The 16,572-nt window shown below is 60.0% G+C and carries 16 protein-coding genes and 2 tRNA genes; 4 read left to right on the top strand and 14 right to left on the bottom strand.

Annotation, left to right across the window (positions count from 1 at the left end; translation table 11 throughout):
- The first annotated feature begins 11 nt into the window (after positions 1–11).
- Together ATK23_RS02005 and ATK23_RS02000 are read left to right on the top strand one after the other, a co-directional pair.
- Positions 12–419 (top strand): hypothetical protein, encoded by a 408-nt coding sequence (locus ATK23_RS02005; RefSeq protein WP_052253504.1) that lies wholly within the window; start codon positions 12–14, stop codon positions 417–419.
- Positions 412–1,887, top strand: a complete 1,476-nt coding sequence (locus ATK23_RS02000) for a sodium/solute symporter (RefSeq protein WP_407645286.1) — start codon at positions 412–414, stop codon at positions 1,885–1,887. The genes ATK23_RS02005 and ATK23_RS02000 overlap by 8 nt, the downstream gene beginning before the upstream one ends.
- Here ATK23_RS02000 and ATK23_RS01995 read toward each other — a convergent pair.
- Positions 1,884–2,834 (bottom strand): DMT family transporter, encoded by a 951-nt coding sequence (locus ATK23_RS01995; protein WP_066139373.1) that lies wholly within the window; start codon positions 2,832–2,834, stop codon positions 1,884–1,886. The two genes, ATK23_RS02000 and ATK23_RS01995, sit on opposite strands and share 4 nt — an antisense overlap.
- 39 nt (positions 2,835–2,873) lie before the next feature.
- On the opposite strand from ATK23_RS01995, the gene ATK23_RS01990 reads away from it, so the two are divergent.
- Entirely contained in the window at positions 2,874–3,377 is a 504-nt protein-coding gene (locus ATK23_RS01990) for a MarR family winged helix-turn-helix transcriptional regulator (RefSeq protein ID WP_066139376.1), read from the top strand.
- A gap of 103 nt (positions 3,378–3,480) precedes the next feature.
- Here ATK23_RS01990 and ATK23_RS01985 read toward each other — a convergent pair whose 3' ends face one another.
- From ATK23_RS01985 to rpsB, 6 genes are all read right to left on the bottom strand, one after another.
- Positions 3,481–4,053, bottom strand: a complete 573-nt coding sequence (locus ATK23_RS01985) for a DivIVA domain-containing protein (protein ID WP_038989718.1) — start codon at positions 4,051–4,053, stop codon at positions 3,481–3,483.
- Between the two features lie 161 nt (positions 4,054–4,214).
- The gene (locus tag ATK23_RS01980) at positions 4,215–5,759 is read right to left on the bottom strand and encodes a phosphatidate cytidylyltransferase (protein WP_245858280.1); all 1,545 of its coding nucleotides are present in this window, start codon (positions 5,757–5,759) and stop codon (positions 4,215–4,217) included.
- Positions 5,759–6,316, bottom strand: a complete 558-nt coding sequence (frr, locus tag ATK23_RS01975; RefSeq protein WP_038989719.1) for a ribosome recycling factor — start codon at positions 6,314–6,316, stop codon at positions 5,759–5,761. Before frr ends, ATK23_RS01980 begins: the two co-directional genes overlap by 1 nt.
- Before the next feature lie 78 nt (positions 6,317–6,394).
- Positions 6,395–7,117: a UMP kinase gene (gene pyrH / locus ATK23_RS01970; RefSeq protein ID WP_038989720.1), complete on the bottom strand. Its 723-nt coding sequence runs from the start codon at positions 7,115–7,117 to the stop codon at positions 6,395–6,397.
- Between the two features lie 203 nt (positions 7,118–7,320).
- Positions 7,321–8,157: a translation elongation factor Ts gene (tsf, locus tag ATK23_RS01965; protein ID WP_038990119.1), complete on the bottom strand. Its 837-nt coding sequence runs from the start codon at positions 8,155–8,157 to the stop codon at positions 7,321–7,323.
- Between the two features lie 145 nt (positions 8,158–8,302).
- Positions 8,303–9,127, bottom strand: a complete 825-nt coding sequence (rpsB, locus tag ATK23_RS01960; protein WP_038989721.1) for a 30S ribosomal protein S2 — start codon at positions 9,125–9,127, stop codon at positions 8,303–8,305.
- Positions 9,128–9,523: 396 nt separating this feature from the next.
- Between rpsB and ATK23_RS01955 the strand changes: the two genes are divergently transcribed.
- A complete protein-coding gene (locus tag ATK23_RS01955; protein ID WP_083515489.1) occupies positions 9,524–10,057 on the top strand; it encodes a M23 family metallopeptidase in 534 nt (177 codons plus the stop codon).
- Between the two features lie 165 nt (positions 10,058–10,222).
- Here ATK23_RS01955 and ATK23_RS01950 read toward each other — a convergent pair.
- The 7 genes from ATK23_RS01950 to ATK23_RS01920 form a co-directional block, all read right to left on the bottom strand.
- Positions 10,223–10,299 (bottom strand) — tRNA-Ile (locus tag ATK23_RS01950).
- A 99-nt stretch (positions 10,300–10,398) separates the two neighbouring features.
- On the bottom strand, positions 10,399–11,586 hold the full coding sequence (locus ATK23_RS01945; RefSeq protein ID WP_066139379.1) for a glycosyltransferase: 1,188 nt from the start codon (positions 11,584–11,586) through the stop codon (positions 10,399–10,401).
- 54 nt (positions 11,587–11,640) lie between these two features.
- The gene (locus ATK23_RS01940) at positions 11,641–12,552 is read right to left on the bottom strand and encodes a DMT family transporter (RefSeq protein ID WP_066139382.1); all 912 of its coding nucleotides are present in this window, start codon (positions 12,550–12,552) and stop codon (positions 11,641–11,643) included.
- Positions 12,553–12,637: 85 nt separating this feature from the next.
- Entirely contained in the window at positions 12,638–13,483 is an 846-nt protein-coding gene (locus ATK23_RS01935; RefSeq protein WP_052253506.1) for a phage holin family protein, read from the bottom strand.
- 272 nt (positions 13,484–13,755) lie between these two features.
- Positions 13,756–13,831, bottom strand: a tRNA-Asn gene (locus tag ATK23_RS01930).
- 139 nt (positions 13,832–13,970) lie between these two features.
- Positions 13,971–15,044 (bottom strand): glycosyltransferase family 4 protein, encoded by a 1,074-nt coding sequence (locus ATK23_RS01925; protein WP_066139385.1) that lies wholly within the window; start codon positions 15,042–15,044, stop codon positions 13,971–13,973.
- A gap of 42 nt (positions 15,045–15,086) precedes the next feature.
- Positions 15,087–16,340, bottom strand: a complete 1,254-nt coding sequence (locus ATK23_RS01920; protein WP_083515490.1) for an MFS transporter — start codon at positions 16,338–16,340, stop codon at positions 15,087–15,089.
- Between the last annotated feature and the right edge of the window lie 232 nt (positions 16,341–16,572).

Here is a 16,572-nt window from a genome sequence, read left to right as displayed (position 1 = left end):
GCTGGCCTTCCGTGGAACAGATTCCCCAAGACAGCAGCCGGCAAGAGCCCCCAACGCCCGGACGATTCGCTGAACAGCGTCCGCAACGTGTGCGCGTGCAGGCTCCGCAAGACGCCTCCTTGACAGTCTCCCCTGCCCGCCCCGAGCACACGGCAGAAGAGTTCTATGTTCGCCAGCTGATCCGTTCCCAGCTGCGGCTGGCCTGCGCCGTGGCTGCGGGCCTGCTGGCGCTGCTGGTCGGCATCAGCGCGCTGCTCGTCTTCTGGCCGGTCTTCGAGGACATCCGCCTGCTCGGCCTGCCGCTGCCTTGGTGGGTTTTGGGCATCGGGATGTATCCGCTGATCATCGTGGCTGGAATGCTCTATAACAGGGCCGCCGAGCGCAATGAAGAACGGTATCGGAGCATCAGCCGTGGCTAGCTTGCTGTCCGTTTCATCCTTGGTGCTGGTCTGCCTGACGACCATGCTGATTGCCTTCCATGGCTTGCGCCTGTCCCGCACTACGTCCGACTTCTACGTCGCTTCGCGCACCGTGCGCCCGTGGTGGAATGCCTCGGCGATTGGCGGCGAGTACCTTTCGGCGGCGTCGTTCCTGGGTGTTGCCGGGCTGATTGTGCTCTCGGGGCAATCGGGGTTGTGGTTCCCCATCGGCTACACGGCCGGCTACTTGATGCTGCTGCTGTTCGTTGCAGCTCCCCTGCGGCGTTCCCGGGCCTACACCATTCCGGACTTTGCGCAGATCCGCTTTGAAGGCTCCCCGATGTTGCGCAAGCTCACCACCTATCTGGTGGTGGTGATCTGCTGGCTGTATATCGTTCCGCAGATGCACGGAGCAGCCCTGACCCTCTCCATTGCCACCGGATTCCCCAGCTGGGTCGGTCCGGTCATTGTCGCGGCGGTGGTCTGCGTGACGGTGCTGTCCGGCGGGATGCGTTCGGTGACCTTCGTCCAGGCATTCCAATACTGGTTCAAGCTGGCTGCCCTGGTCATCCCCACGATCTTCTTGCTGGGGCGCGCCATCCCAGAGCATTCGTCCTCCGGCCATGTGCAGGCCCTGTACGCGCAGCTGGAGTCCGCGAATGCGATGAATCTCTACGAGACGGTCTCCATCATCTTGGCGCTGCTCTTCGGCACCCTGGGCTTGCCGCATGTGCTGGTGCGCTTCTACACGAACCCGACGGGCCAGGCAGCGCGTACCACCACGGTGATTGTGCTGTGCTTGCTCTCGGCCTTCTACCTGTTGCCCACGACGTTGGGTGTCCTGGGCTTGCTGTACACCCCGGAGCTCGGGGCCACCAATGAAACAGATGCCACCATCCTGTTGCTGCCCTCACGCCTTTTCGAAGGATTCCTGGGCGACGCGCTGACCGCAATCGTGGTCGGCGGCGCCTTCGCGGCATTCCTGTCCACCACCTCCGGGTTGGTGGTATCCCTCGCTGGCGCTCTGTCGCAGGAATTCTTTTCCGGCACCGTGCGCGGGTTCAGGATCTCTACCGTTCTGGCTACCGCACTGCCGGTCTTGATTGCGGTGGTGACCAATTCCTTGGCCTTGGCCGGTGCCATTGGCAACGTCTTCGCTTTCACTGCATCGACGATCTGCCCGCTGCTGCTACTAGGCATCTGGTGGCGTTCGCTGACCGCGCGAGGTGCGATTGCCGGCCTGCTGGCCGGCGGCATTTCCTGCGGGCTGTCCTTGATGATCGGCACCTTCCTGCCCCAGGAAGACGAGATCTGGATCCATCTCTTACGCCAGCCCGCGGCGTGGAGCGTTCCGCTGGCCTTCCTGGCGATGATCTTCGTTTCGCGCAGCACCAAGCGCAGCGTGCCAGCCAACGTTGAACGCGTCATGGCCCTGCTCCATGTCCCGGACTGGCGGGCGAAGTTCTAGCAGCTCTTCACCGCTTGCCCGGCAGGCGCGTCGCGGCTCGGCAACTCTGGTTCGGGAAGCGGTTTGCGCCGGGAGCCGTTGGCCAGCCCCAGCAGGACCCCGCCGAGCACCAAGCCCATCCCCAAAATGCTTTGAAGCCCAAGGCTTTCGGCTGCCAGCAGGGTTCCGAGCAGGACGCCGGTGACTGGATTGAGCAGGCCGATAAGGCCCACGGACGATGCTGGCAGTTGGCGCAGCCCGGTGAACCAGGCGAGGTATGCGGCCGCGGTAGCGACGAGGCTGACATATCCGAAGCCCGCCGCCGCCTGGATACCAAGCTGAGGCGGCGCTCCATGCACGAGCAGCGCGCAGGGCACCAGGACTGCCCCTCCGGCCACCAGCTGCCAGGCCGCGACCCGGACAATCGGCAGCCCTTGCGACCACCGCTTGGTCAAGATGAATCCGGCACTTGAGCAGAGCATCGCGACCAAGGACGAGATGATGCCCCGGATATCGATGCCGCCCTGCGCATCGAAGACCATGACGGCCACGCCGATGAATCCCATGAGCGCTCCAATCATCGGCCAGCGTGCAGGTCGCTCGCCGAGCATGAGCCAGGCGAACAGCATGAGCACACCGGCGGAACTCGCCATGGTCGTCGCAGCGACACCCGATGGCAGCAGTTGCGCCACCACGTAGACCAGAGCGAAGAAGGCGCCGATGTTCAGGATGCCCAGGACCGCGGATTTCCACCACCAGCTGCCGTGCGGCAGTTTCCTGGATATCGCCAGCAACACCAGGCCTGCGGGCAACGCGCGGATCGCCGCACCCCAGAGCGCCGAGTCTTCCGGAAGGAATTCCCTGGTGACGTAGTAGTTGGACCCCCACGCGATCGGGGCAATCGCGGTCAGCGCAACCCATCCGAATGTCCGCAGCCGGATTCCGGCAGAAGCTAAAGTATCTTCCATGGAAGATACTTTAGCTTCCTTGGAAGATATAATAAAGGGATGCAGCACAATGACCATGTCTCGCGCATCCAGCAGCAGTGGGCCGAACAGCGTCCGGATCTCGACACCGCTCCGCAGGGAATTATCGGACGGCTTCACCGGCTGGCCAATTACCTCACTGAAGAGCTCTGTGCGGTGTATGCAGAACACGGGCTGACCGAAGCCGAATTCGATGTGCTGGCAACCTTGCGGCGGGCAGGCGAACCGTTCTCCCTGACTCCCGGCGAACTTGCCTTGCAGACGATGGTGACCACCGGAGCCATGACCAAGCGGCTGGACAAGCTCGTAGGCAATGGCTGGGTCACCCGGACCCAGTCCGGTGAAGACCGTCGAGGACGCCTGATCTCCTTGACTGCCACCGGCAAAGAGAAAATCGACGAAGCCTTTGCCGCCCACATGCGCAACGAAAAGCGCCTCGTGGAAGAGCTCTCCCCCGCCGACCGTCCGGTGCTGGAGAACATGCTGCGCGACTGGTTGGCCCACCACGAACAGCCAGGCCTCTAAGTTGTCCGGTTTTTCCCTCTATGAATGCGAAAAGCCGCGGACGGCAACGGGAGAGAATTTCCCGCTGCCGACCGCGGCATGGCTTTGGAGCCGGTGGCGGCGACTAGTCGATCGAAGCCATCAGCTCGACTACACGGTCGAGGAACGCATCGACCTGCGACTCCTCGTAGCCATCGGTGCCCTGCGCAGAACGGAATTCCACGCGGCGCACGGTGTCAACGGCCATCGGCACGTCGTTCTCGAAGTAGTCGATGAGCTGATCGCACAGGCGATCGACGTCCTCGATGTTGTAGCTCGACGCGTTGGAACGCGAAGGACGGCGGAAACGCTCGCCCTTGGCACGGTGCAAGCGGCCACGCAGGATCGCGGCCAGGCGGCCAACCTGCTGCAGCCAAACCTCTTCGCCCTGATGGGCAATCAAGTCATCACGCTCGCGCTTGGCAAAGACATCTTCCAAGCGGTCCAGCGCGCCATCGACTTCGCGGGCCTGGTACCCGCCCTTCTGCGGTGCAAAAGTGGTGCGGCGGATCAGGTGGCTGGTGACCACACTGTCGTCGTTTCCTCCACCGTTGAAGGTGGCACGGGCACGGCTCAGGAACGCATCAACTTGCTTTGCGTTGTAGCCGAATTCCGAGTCCGGTACGCGGGAAAACGGAGCATCTTGCTGCTGCGACACGACAGTTCCTTTTTCTCTAGGGAGATATCCGTTGGGCACCGCACTCAGGCGGTACCCCTCATATTCTATTGGCTTGTGCCGATAGTTGGCCTGATGGCCACACCAGCGAGTGCATTCCGGTAGCGGATCACACCCGCTGGCGTCGCGGGCCGGGGACGCGGTCAGAAGACTGCGACACTCCACGCCAGCACATGTGAAATCACGTAACCCAGCGGAATGACGAACAGTACCGAGTCCAAGCGGTCCATGATTCCGCCATGGCCCGGAAGCAGGTTGCTCATGTCCTTGATGCCCAGTTCGCGCTTGACCATGGATTCCGAGAAGTCGCCGGTAGTCGCTGCAATGGTGGTGAAGAACGCCAGGATGACACCCGTCCACCATGGCATGTCCATCCAGAAGTGCATTGCGCATGCGCCGATGGCCATGGAACCGAGCATTGATCCGGCAAAGCCTTCCCATGACTTCTTCGGCGAAATCTTCGGCGCCATCGGATGCTTGCCGATCAGCACGCCCACGATGTAGCCGAAGGTGTCATTGGCGACCGCAAGCAGCAGCAACGTGGCGATGAGCCACTGGCCATTGACCGAATCGAGAATGAGCAGAGCAAAGGACAGCAGCAGCGGCACCCAGCTGATGATGAACACGCTGCTCATCACCGAGGCCACCGCTCCCTTGGCGCCATCCATCAGCCTGAAGAGCAAAGCGATCAGGATGCAGGCAATATAGCTGAACCCGAGTGCCTCTACCCCGCCCCAGATGGCACTGGCCGGCAACAAGATCGAAGACAGGTACAACGGCAATTGCGGTACCGCTGTCTTGGCATGGGTAGTAGCCCTGGCCACCTCCCAGCAGCCAATGCAGCTGAGCGCGATCAGCGCGATGACCAGCAACGGGTGGAACCACAGCAGGCCAACCAGCACGACTCCGAGCAACAGCACGCCGACGCCGATGGCCGCTGGCAGATTGCGCCCTGCACGCGACTTCTTCGGTTCCGGGGTTCCGATCAGCAGCTCGGCAGGGATATCTGCTTCTTCCGCGTCGGGTTTCCCGGTCTCGGCAAGGTCCGTGGAATCGGATACCGGCGGAGCAGGCAGCTTGCTGTCTGCGGGCGCGGGATTCTGCGCCGCAGATGCGGCTTCCGGTGTGGCTGTTTCTGCCTTCTTCGACTTGTCATCTTCGGCCGCGGGGTCCGGAACCGTCTTGTCGTTTCCGGGTGCCGCCGGCTGTGCAGGCTTCGCTGGTTCTGCCTGCTTGGCAGGTGCCTGCGCCTCAGCTTTCACCGGCTTGGACAGGTCGGCCTTGAAAGCGGCTTTGGCGCGCTCTTTCGCTTGCCCGGTATCAGCCTTGGCGGTATCAGCCTTGCCGGTCGATTCCGCGGCTGCCTGGCTGCCAGCCGCAGCTGGTTGAGGGGTCGGCAATGCGCCATCTTTTCCGGCATCCGGTTTCACTGCTGATACCGGCGTTGGCATGGCCGGTGGAGCGGGTACCGCAGAGGCAGGTGCAGGCTTGACCGGTTCCTGGATTCCAGTGGCAGGTTCTGGAGCTTCCTTTGCCCCGCGGTTTTTCATGAAACCGCGTTTCTTCCCCTTGGCGGCGGCTTCGCGCCGCGCGCGAGCTTCACGTCGGGTCAGGGGCTGGGATTCTCCGGATGCCACTGAGGGCACCGCCGAAGCGTTGCCCTCAGTGTTGTCTGTCGAGCCTGGCATTAGACTTCCAGCAGCTCTGCTTCTTTTTTCTTCAAGATCTCATCGACTGCGTCAACGTGCTTCTTGGTCAGCGCGTCGAGGTCCTTTTCTGCACGGGTACCCTCGTCCTCGCCAATTTCGCCGTCCTTGACGAACTTGTCGATGGAATCCTTGGCCTTGCGGCGGTGATTGCGCAGTGCAACGCGAGCGTCCTCGCCCTTGGCCTTGGCCAGCTTGACGTATTCCTTGCGGCGCTCTTCGGTCAGTACCGGAAGGACAACGCGGATCATCTTGCCGTCCGAGGATGGGTTGGCGCCAACTTCTGGATCGCCCAGAGCCTTTTCGATTTCGCGCAAAGCGGTCACATCGAATGGGGTGATGGTGATGGTGCGTGCTTCTGGCACTGCGAAGGAAGCCAGCTGCTGCAGCGGGGTTGGGGAACCGTAGTAGTCCACCATGACCTTCGAGTACATGCCTGGGTGGGCACGACCGGTACGGATCGTCGCGAAGTCCTCCTTGGCGGCCTCAATGGTGCGTTCCATCTTTTCGGCGGTATCCGCCAGCGTTTCCTCAATCACCGGTACTCCTCAAGTACTTCATCTGTGTTTCCGCTACGGGAAATTAAATCTACTTCAATCCTAAGCCACGATCACCGATTAGACGGTGACGGTGGTGCCAATCCGCTCGCCGCGAATTGCCGCGGCCACATTTCCTTCGCCTTCCATGCCGAAGACCAGCATGTCCAGCTTGTTGTCCTTGCACATGGTCATGGCGGTCTGGTCCATCACGCGGATGTTCTTGACCAGGGCGTCGCTGTAGGTCAGGGTATCCAGCTTGGTGGCGGTTGGGTCGGTCTTCGGGTCGGCAGTGTATACGCCGTCCACCCCCGACTTGGCCATCAGGACTTCGTCAGCATCGACTTCCAGGGCACGCTGCGCGGCCACGGTATCGGTGGAGAAGTACGGCAAGCCGGCGCCGGCGCCGAAGATGACGACGCGGTCCTTCTCCATGTGGCGGATGGCACGGCGCGGAATGTAGTTTTCGGCGACCTGGGCCATGGCGATGGCCGACTGGACGCGGGTTTCAACACCGCACTGCTCCAGGAAGTCCTGCAGCGCCAGGCAGTTCATGACGGTGCCGAGCATGCCCATGTAGTCTGCGCGCGAGCGGTCCATGCCGGAAGCGGAGAGTTCCGCGCCACGGAAGAAATTGCCGCCGCCAACCACGATTGCCACCTCGACCTCGCCAACGGTCTGGGCGATCTGCTGGGCGATGCCGCGAACGGTATCTGGGTCAACGCCGATCTTGCCGCCGCCGAATACTTCGCCGGAGAGCTTGAGCAGTACGCGGCGTCGTTTGGTTTCTGGGGTGCTTGGCATGAGGTGTCTTACTCCTGGAGGTCGGAATCAAGCTGGGGGTTCTACGTCCCAGATCCCAAGCTATCGTGAGATCCGGGCTCAAGAAAAGGGAGGCGAGTCACCGAGTTTTCTCTCGGTGCCCACCTCCCTTTGATCTTGTGCGCTCAGGTTGCCCCGAACGCGGTTCGCTTAATGCGTATGGCTACTGCTTAGAGCTGCAAAGCCTAGGCGCCAACGCGGAAGCGTGCGAAAGCAACTGGCTTGGTGCCAGCTTCTTCGAAGACCTGGCCAACGGACTTCTTTGCGTCCTTGGCGAAAGCCTGGTCAACCAGGACGATTTCCTTGAAGAAACCGGTCAGGCGGCCTTCAACGATCTTGGTGAGTGCAGCTTCTGGCTTGCCCTCTGCGCGAGCGGTTTCGTCAGCGATGCGGCGCTCGTCGGCAACCTTGTCAGCTGGAACCTCTTCACGGGACAGGTAGGTAGGAGCCATTGCAGCGGTGTGCACTGCAACGTCGTGCGCGACGGTTGCGGCAGCTTCGCTGTCAGCGTCAACAGCCATCAGGACGCCAACCTGGGCTGGCAGGTCCTTGCTGGTCTTGTGCAGGTACGAAGCGACCTTGGCACCCTCGATGCGTGCAACACGGCGTACAACAACCTTCTCGCCGAGGATTGCGCCCTCTTCGATGACGGTGTCGCCAACGGTCTTGCCATCCAGCTCGTAAGCCAGCAGTGCTTCTGCATCTGCAGCGCCGGAAGCCACAGCGGCATCCAGAACCTTGTTGGCCAGTGCGATGAACTTGTCGTTCTTCGCTACGAAGTCGGTCTCGCAGTTGATCTCGATCATCACGCCGACGTTGCCCTCAACCTTGGCAGCAACCAGGCCTTCAGCAGTCGAACGGCCTTCGCGCTTGGTAGCGCCCTTCAGGCCCTTGACACGGATGATCTCGATGGCCTTCTCGGCGTCGCCGTTGGCCTCGTCCAGTGCCTTCTTAACGTCCATCATGCCGGCGCCAGTGCGCTCGCGCAGTGCCTTGATATCAGCAGCGGTGTAGTTTGCCACGTGCAATCCCATTCAGCTAGGAGTTTCAAGTTTATTTTGCTTATGGGACGGGTCGGATTTCCGGCCCGTCCCACAAGACTTGGTGAAGTTCACCTCGAGCTACACGCTAGTGCGCCCAGGCAAACTTCTGGAGTCACGGAGGTGACTACTTGGCTTCTGGAGCCTCGGTTGCAGCGTCTGCAGCTGGAGCTTCGGCCTTGGCCTTCTCGCCCTCAAGCAGTTCGCGCTCCCACTCAGCCATTGGCTCAGCAGCACCCTCGGTCTTGCCGGCAGCCTTGTTGTTCTTGGCGATGAGGCCTTCGGCCACAGCGTCAGCAACAACGCGGGTCAGCAGGTTGACGGAGCGGATTGCGTCGTCGTTGCCTGGGATTGGGTAGGTAACCTCGTCTGGATCGCAGTTGGTGTCCAGGATGGCCACAACTGGGATGCCCAGCTTCTGGGCTTCGTCGATAGCCAAGTGTTCCTTCTTGGTGTCTACGATCCAGATAGCGGAAGGGGTGCGGGTCAGGTTGCGGATACCACCGAGGTTGTTCTGCAGCTTGGTCAGCTCGCGCTTCAGCAGCAGCAGTTCCTTCTTGGTGTGGCCCGAGCCGGCAACGTCCTCGAAGTTGATCTCTTCCAGTTCCTTCATGCGCTGAACGCGCTTGGAAACGGTCTGGAAGTTGGTCAGCATACCGCCGAGCCAACGCTGGTTGACGTATGGCTGGCCAACGCGGTTAGCCTGCTCGGCAATGGCTTCCTGAGCCTGCTTCTTGGTACCGACGAACAGTACGGTGCCGCCGTGGGCAACGGTCTGCTTCACGAACTCGTAAGCGCGGTCGATGAACGACAGCGACTGCTGCAGGTCGATGATGTAGATGCCGTTGCGCTCGGTGAAGATGAAGCGCTTCATCTTTGGGTTCCAGCGACGGGTCTGGTGGCCGAAGTGGACGCCGCTGTCAAGCAGCTCTCGCATGGTTACGACTGGCATGTCGCAACTCCTTTCAGCAGTGGCGGACCGGGCGCGCGTGCGCCCGCGGTAACTGCTCTTGGTTGTTCGGGTTGATGCAGATAGCCATTGTGGATATCCGCCCTAGCATGAGTACCGATTGATGCTTGGCATCTCGACTTCGGTCCACCGATTCTCTCGGACCACTGGAACCTCAGGCCACAGCCGATTTAGCTGTGAATACTCATACGCGAAGTCAATCTCCTGCCCGATGCACCCAATTTTGGACACACCTGTGACAGGACACTGCTGCTTCAAGTGTACTACAGAGAACCCCTTGCCCCGCACCGCGGTTTCGGTGATGTACAGCCCATTGCCTTGCCCACAATTCGTTCCCCCGGTTGCCCATGATCCATGTTCCGGGGACACCTTGGAAAGATGAAAATCAAGTATCTCATCGCAGGATTGCAGGTTCTGCTGCTGGCCTTCAGCTTTCCTCCGGCCGCGCCCACGGACGCCGAGCCGCAGCAAGTCCAGATACCTGCCGCACTTGCCGCCACCAATGGCTGGCGCTGGCCGCTGGCTGGCGAACCGGCAATTCTGGCGCCCTTCGACAAACCGGAGAAAAATTGGCTTCCCGGGCACCGAGGCGTGGACTTGGCAGCCAGCGCTGGTGATGCCGTTTTCGCACCGCAGCGCGGCAGGGTCTCGTTTGCTTCAGTGATCGTGGATCGGCCTGTGCTGGTTATCGATCACGGCTCCGGGTTCAAGACCAGCATCGAACCGGTTTCCGCTGAAGTCTCGGTGGGCGACTGGGTGGAGGCCGGCACCAAGGTGGGCCAGGCAGCAACCGGGGCGCATTGCTCTGGCCGTTGCATCCACTGGGGTGTGCACCTCGATGGAGAATATATCGACCCGGTATTGCTGATCCGCGACATGCGTCCATCGATTCTCTTGCCGTTGAACGAATGATGCGGCATCTCCCGAGGGCGGCACGAACCGGATCACCATCCGGCTCCAATGCACTTCTTCACACACCCGTGCATCCAGCGGGATCAGGCTGTGCACTGGAGCGGAACCGGGAACAAGAAAATCGTCCAGCAACTCATTTTTCAATAGCTGCTGGACGATCTGCCTTGGTAGGGAGTGACGGACTTGAACCGACGACCAAGGGATTATGAGTCCCCTGCTCTAACCAACTGAGCTAACTCCCCACATGGGTTCATCGCCGAAGCGGTGCAACCACACTCGAAATATTCTAGGGCATCACTAGCCGAAACACCGATTTGGCGCACCCAATGATGACATTCCGGCTAGTGGGTGGTCACTTCTTGGCCCCGGTAGAGGGCTTCGAAGGAGTTCATCGTCTTTTCCTGCGCGTGGTTCTTCACCTTTTCGTGCCCAGCTTCACCCATCTTGGCGCGGCGCTGCTCGTCCAAGGCCAGAACCTGGTCCAGCTTGTTGGCCAGATCCTGCCGATCACCCGGCGTGAACATATAGCCATTGACGCCTTCATCCACCAGATGCGGCAGCGCCATCGCGTTGGCCAGGACCACTGGCTTGGACGCCGAAAGCGCCTCAAGGGTCACCAATGACTGTAGCTCGGCGGTGCCTGGCTGGCAGAATACGTCGCAACGCAGGTAGGCCTGGCGCAATTGCTCGTCACTGACGTGCCCCAGGAAACGGACGCGGTCTCGGATCTGCAAATCATCTGCGATCTTCTCCAGATGAGCGCGCTGCTCTCCGCCTCCGACGATCTCGATGATGGCGTCAGGCACCTTGCTCATCAGAGGCAAAGCCTCGATCAGTTCGTTGATGTTCTTCTCCACCGCGAGGCGGCCCACGAACAAGATCGTAGGGAACTCATTGCGGATGATTTCTTCCCCGTCCGCCAGCTCGTAGTTGCCGATCTCAATGCCATTGGACAGCGGGAGCACGTGATTCAGTTTGGCCCGTTCGCGCATGGCCTTGGCGGCCAGCGGAGTGGGGGTCGTGACGGTATCCGCACGGCCAAAGATCTTCCCCATGTCTTTCCACGAATTGTGCGCGACAATTCGCTTGAACCATTGCGGGAACGGCAGGAATGGGTCCAGGTTTTCCGGCATGAAGTGGTTCGTCGCGATGGAGCGAACGTTGTTCTTCCGCGCCCATGCGATGGTGCGCTGGCCAATCATGTAGTGGCTCTGGGCGTGGACCACGTCGGGCTTGATATCCGAGAGCAGCTTGCTGATCTGCTTATTGACTTCCCACGGGAACACGATGCGGAAGTATTCATGGGTCGGTACCGAGTGCGATTCCAAGCGATGGACAATAGCCTCATCGCGGATTTCCGTATAGGTCTTTCCCTTGTCGCCACGGGCTGCCAACACGTGCACCCGGTGGCCTCGCGCATGCATCGCCGTAGCCAACCGGTAGCAAAACATCGCTGCTCCGTTAACGTCTGGCGGATAAGTGTCAGCAGCAATGACGATGGTCAGCGGTTTTTCCTTGGCCACGGGCATCCTTCGGCGTTCACACGCGTTGTAGTTTTTGATAGAGAAATTTGCAGCTTCAGTCTATTTGGAATCAGGCATGGATTTTTCGCCTTCGGTCTTGTTCCGGCGTTCGATCACGTCGGGGTGGTGCCTGGACAGCGCGGTCACGCCCACGATAGCCAAACCGGCAGCCACCAGCATCAGCACGGTGACCAGTACTGGGACATCGGGACGCAGCTCTCCGAGGATGCTGATTCCTATGGCAATGCCAATGATCGGATCGATCACGGTCAACCCTGCGATGACGAGGTCTGGAGGCCCTTTTGAGTAGGCCTTTTGCACAAAGTACGAGCCGAGCAACCCGGCGACTGCCACCGATAGTCCAGCCAGCCACGGCAGTTGGAAAAAGCTGCTGTCGCCGATATTCAATACGGCGATGGCAATGGTTCGCACCAGCACGGCAACGAATCCGAAAAGCACACCGGCGCCGAGGATGAAGAAGAACGCGCCAAGCTTCTTGTGGAAGAAGATGGTGGCCAATCCCACGATGGCGACGACTACCGCCAGGATCATTTCAATCAGGTGGGCTTCGGTTTCAGTCACTTCCTGGTTGCCGCTGGTGGCCGTGACTGCCAGCAGCACGAACCCAACCGAACCAACCATGCAGCTGATGATCGCCAGCACGGTGGGACGGTTCATCGTCAGGTCGGTTTCCTTGGCATTGACCATAGCGGTGATCACCAGTGCAATGGCGCCGATCGGCTGTACCACTGTCAGCGGTGCGCTGGCCAGGGCGAAGACGTTCAAGGCCATGCCCAGGGCCATGAGGCCCAAACCGCTCATCCAGCGTTTATTGCTGGCCAGCTTGCCGACATTCTTAAGCGTCAGATCCAGCCCGCCGACTGCGTTGCGTACTGCCTGCGATTGGAAGTGCGCGCCAAAGGCAAGGCAAAAGGCACTGCATAGTGCCGCTGCGATAGCGATCCAAACCATGTCAGTGCCTTTCTAGCCTAAGTTTTCAAATGACGGGGCAGGTGCACGCGTACTAGGCCGATGCACGGCCCCGTCGGCGAAAGACCTAGGAGCGCTTGAACAATGCCCGGATAACAGCGACCAGTGCCAGCCCGGAACCTGCCATCACGATATATGGACGTGCCTGTTCAGCGCGGTGCGAGCCGGCTCTGTCAGCCTCCGATTGGTCTTCGGAAGACGAAGACGAGGAAGGGCGGACAAATCCCTTGGCCTTGGCCGCTGCCCCGGCAAACTTTTCTCCAGCACCGTGGGTGAAGGAACGCACCTTGTCGATCTTGGCCAGCGGAGCCTGCACGCTTTCGCCCAGGTTGTCACGCAGTGCCTGGATCTGGCGGCGGCGACGCTTGGTGCGAAGGACCAGCTCATCGGCGCTCGGTGCCGGCGGCTTCGGTTCCTTCTTCTTGTCTGCGGACTCATCATCCTCAGCCGACTTCTTCTTCAGCGGCTCGTCAAGAGTGCTGACATCGAAGGCGCTGCCATCCTTGAGCACGCCAAAATCGTGGCGGAGTCCGCGAATAGCTGCTTCCGGCTTCAGCGGCAGTGCCTTCTTGACCTTTGAATATCCGACCAATCCCAAGATGGCGGCAATCAGCAAGAAGAAACCTGCAACTATCAATGCGGCGGCCCAACCTGGCAGCCAAAGAGCCAACACGTTGACCAGGGTTACTACTACGGCAATGACGAAGAGCAGCACTACGAGCAGTGCGGCGCCTGCAAGCGCCGCGGCCATGCCAATGCTGATTCCCTTGCCCTTGAGCACGGTGGTCGCAAGCTTGATCTCGTCCGAGAGCTGTTGTGGAACAAGCTCCTTGAGTCCATCAACCTGCGCCTTAGCACTCTTGACACTCGACTTAAGGCTTTCGTCAGCTTGCGTCGATTCAGCTTCAGACATGGTTTCTCCATATTCTCGATCGCTCAGCAACCGGTACAACAAACGCTAACACCCCGGTTGCCGCATACGACTCAGTCTTCAGGCGTAAAACCCACTGCTTTATCTCATGCTGTGGGTGTAACTGGTAACGATTCGAAAGTCTATCGTCTAATCACCTGTGGTTATAGGAGATTCAGGCGTTGCCGGGTTTTCACTTCAATTTTGCGCACCGGCACCACTGTTTTCGGGTAAAGCAAAACCTCCCAGTTGCTGGTGCAACTGGGAGGTTTTCTTGGCTCCTCCAACTGGACTTGAACCAGTAACCCTTCGATTAACAGTCGAATGCTCTGCCAATTGAGCTATGGAGGAATGCAACGAGTAATACTTTAGCACTGGCCAAGTCCGGTTTTCAAATCGGCAGCTCCTCATGCGGAGCACACGTTCCCTTCCCCGATTTTCCGCCATTATTCGCGTGCGACAAGGTGCTCAACCGCCACTGCGAAGCAAATTACTTTCTGTGATCTGCCGCATACCTGGCCAACTCCAGCAGCTGCTGCGCCGACTGCTCCCATGAGTAGTGGGCGGCTCGTTCCACAGCCCGTTGCGAATATTCTTTCCAGGCTCCGGGCTCATCCAGGGTGCGTACTTGGTCCGCGAACCCCTGCGCATCATCTGCCGACGCATACAGCGCGGCGTCTTCTGCGACTTCCCGGAAGATCGGCATGTCGGTGGCAATCACCGGAGTTCCCATGCTCATGGCTTCAACCAGTGGCAGGCCGTAGCCTTCTTCGCGCGAAAGGGTGACCAAAGCCGTGCACTCGCTGAGCAACCGTTCGTATTCCTCATCGCTGACTCCCCGGTGGAATACCACAGTGGCGCCTGAAGGAATGAGCTTGGTTAATTCGGCATGACGCTGTTCGCTGATCCCGCTGAGCAGATGCAGCTCATAGTCGGGCAGATGCGCCATACCTCGGATGAGCGTCTCGGCATTCTTGTATTCCATGAAAGAGCCCATATAGATCAGGGTCTTCCTTGGCCGCTTCGCCTGGTCCCGGCGTGCAAAGTTTCCCGTCGGTGCGTTGGACACCAAGCCAATATGCTTCTTGGTCAATCGATGCTTGCGCATCAGCTTGGCGGTGGTGTTGGAGACGGTAGCTACCGCGTCGGCACGATTCAGCAGCATTCTTTGCGGCCAGTAGACCTGGTGGAACAGGAACCACCCGGCACGGATCGGCAGGGGCAGGAATTTCGGCGCGTGCGGATGCGAGTAGTAGATCAAATCATGCAGGGTCAGGATCACGGGATATTTTCGCCCCACGGTCCCCATGGTTTGCATGGGCGAAAACACGACATCAGGGTTGAGCTTATTGACCTGCAAGGCCACGAACGGTTCGAACACACTGGTGGGTCCGGAAATCTTCAAATACGGGACATCTGGAAGCATACCCAGTTGCCTGGTGTCGTTGACCAGCATCGTGACGTCGGTAACTTTGCTGGCGGCTTCGATCAACCCAGCGGTGTACCGGCTGATGCCGTCGTGGTGGGTGATGCGGGTGTATCGAGCGTCGATAACGAGTTTCACGTGCGCAGTTGCCTTTAGTTCGTGGTGCTTACGCTGTCCAGCCTAACGGGTTGCCGGGTCGCGCATCGCCAGATAGCTGATAACCGAGAGGGCCGCGGCAACAACCCAGCCAAGCAGTCCGGCGGCAATTCCCCATGCGCTGGCCACTGCGCCGCCAGCCAAACCGCCGACGGGAACCACTCCAAAGGTGAATAGCCGTCGTGCACTGAGGACTCGTCCCAGCAGGTGCTCGGGAACGATCTGCACGACCCATGAGGAGGCAGCAATGTTGAAGAGCAGCACGATGATTCCCCAGCCCAACGAGAACGTGCCCAGCAGCACCATGGACCACAGTTCTGGTGCGTAGGCTGCGGCCAGTACGCAGCCAGTCAATGCCGCCTGCAGTGAACCGGTGCAGACCAATAGCGTTGCCGGCGGAAACTTCCCAGCCAGCTTTCCTGCGACTGCTGCGCCGATCAGCCCGCCGATGCCGCCAATCGAGACGAAGATGCCGTACCCGAATTCGCCAAAGCCGAGCTCGTTGATGATGAAGATCGCCTCCACCGACGAGCCGATGGCCAACCCCAAGTTGGAGAACATCACGGCAACCGTGATCGCTAAGAGCAGCCGATGCCGGAGAAGATATCTGAGGCCGGCGAGCATGCCGCTCTGTTCGGCCGACGGCTTGAGCGTGCCACCAGGGCCTTGCGATGGGTGATGGGAATGCACACGCAGCGCCATCAGCAAGGCCAGCAGGCCCAGTGCCGCCGAGATGCCCAGCAGCGGCGGCGCTCCCCACAGCGCGAAGCCGGTTCCCGCAAGCCCCGGGACAACCACTGTCATGGATTGGTCCGCCGCGCTCAGCGAGGCGATCAGCTTGCTAATGCCCGCTGATCGGTTCTCGGGATCATCTTCGATGAGTTGCGGGACGGCAGTGGTTTGCGACGTTTCGGAAAAGACGTTGCAGATGCCAAGCAATGCGCACAGCAGCATTCCCATCGGGATCGATAGCGCGTCTGCGGATGACAGCACCGCCAAGCACCCCAGCAGGAACAGCTTGGCCCCGAGACCGATGCGCAGCACACGGAACGCGGAATACTTGTCGACCATATGGCCCGCGGGAATGCTTGCGAGCACGAAGGCCAGGGAACCAAGCGCATTGAGCATGCCCATTTGCATGGCGGTTGCCCCGAGGGCGCCAACGAACAACAGGTCAATCGTGATATCCGATAGCGAGCGTCCTGCCGCGTCAGTGGCATTCGCCCCGAGGAGCAGACGTTGGGATCGCTCGGCTTTCCGTGGGCTTACCGTAGTCACCTGCCCTCCCTTGCTCCAACTGTTTGATCATACATGCTCGCGATGAAAACACAATCAAACGATTAGCGATACTTCTTGAACGCTACAAGTCGAGTCGATTACTCCGCTTCGCTATTGAAAGAGCTAATTATTGAAACATCAACATGCAGGTCGGAGGGCAACTTACCACAACTACGTGCCACTGATGCGAAAATTGAGAAATTTTTCCCTGGGAGAATCCATCGAATTACTC

The organism is Glutamicibacter nicotianae, assembly GCF_002797775.1.
In the GTDB taxonomy this organism is placed as follows: Bacteria; Actinomycetota; Actinomycetes; order Actinomycetales; family Micrococcaceae; genus Glutamicibacter; species Glutamicibacter nicotianae.
Note: the sequence above shows the minus strand (reverse complement) of the source record. Positions and strands in the feature narration are given on the sequence as shown.

What these genes read in the sequence shown, in the direction of transcription:
- ATK23_RS01940 (WP_066139382.1), bottom strand. Translation starts at nt 12,552, where the DNA reads ATGGTTTGGATCGCTATCGCAGCGGCACTATGCAGTGCCTTTTGCCTT.
- rpsB (WP_038989721.1), bottom strand. Translation starts at nt 9,127, where the DNA reads ATGCCAGTCGTAACCATGCGAGAGCTGCTTGACAGCGGCGTCCACTTC.
- pyrH (WP_038989720.1), bottom strand. Translation starts at nt 7,117, where the DNA reads ATGCCAAGCACCCCAGAAACCAAACGACGCCGCGTACTGCTCAAGCTC.
- ATK23_RS01980 (WP_245858280.1), bottom strand. Translation starts at nt 5,759, where the DNA reads ATGCCAGGCTCGACAGACAACACTGAGGGCAACGCTTCGGCGGTGCCC.
- ATK23_RS01955 (WP_083515489.1), top strand. Translation starts at nt 9,524, where the DNA reads ATGAAAATCAAGTATCTCATCGCAGGATTGCAGGTTCTGCTGCTGGCC.
- ATK23_RS01990 (WP_066139376.1), top strand. Translation starts at nt 2,874, where the DNA reads ATGCAGCACAATGACCATGTCTCGCGCATCCAGCAGCAGTGGGCCGAA.
- ATK23_RS01935 (WP_052253506.1), bottom strand. Translation starts at nt 13,483, where the DNA reads ATGTCTGAAGCTGAATCGACGCAAGCTGACGAAAGCCTTAAGTCGAGT.
- ATK23_RS01995 (WP_066139373.1), bottom strand. Translation starts at nt 2,834, where the DNA reads ATGGAAGATACTTTAGCTTCTGCCGGAATCCGGCTGCGGACATTCGGA.
- ATK23_RS01945 (WP_066139379.1), bottom strand. Translation starts at nt 11,586, where the DNA reads ATGCCCGTGGCCAAGGAAAAACCGCTGACCATCGTCATTGCTGCTGAC.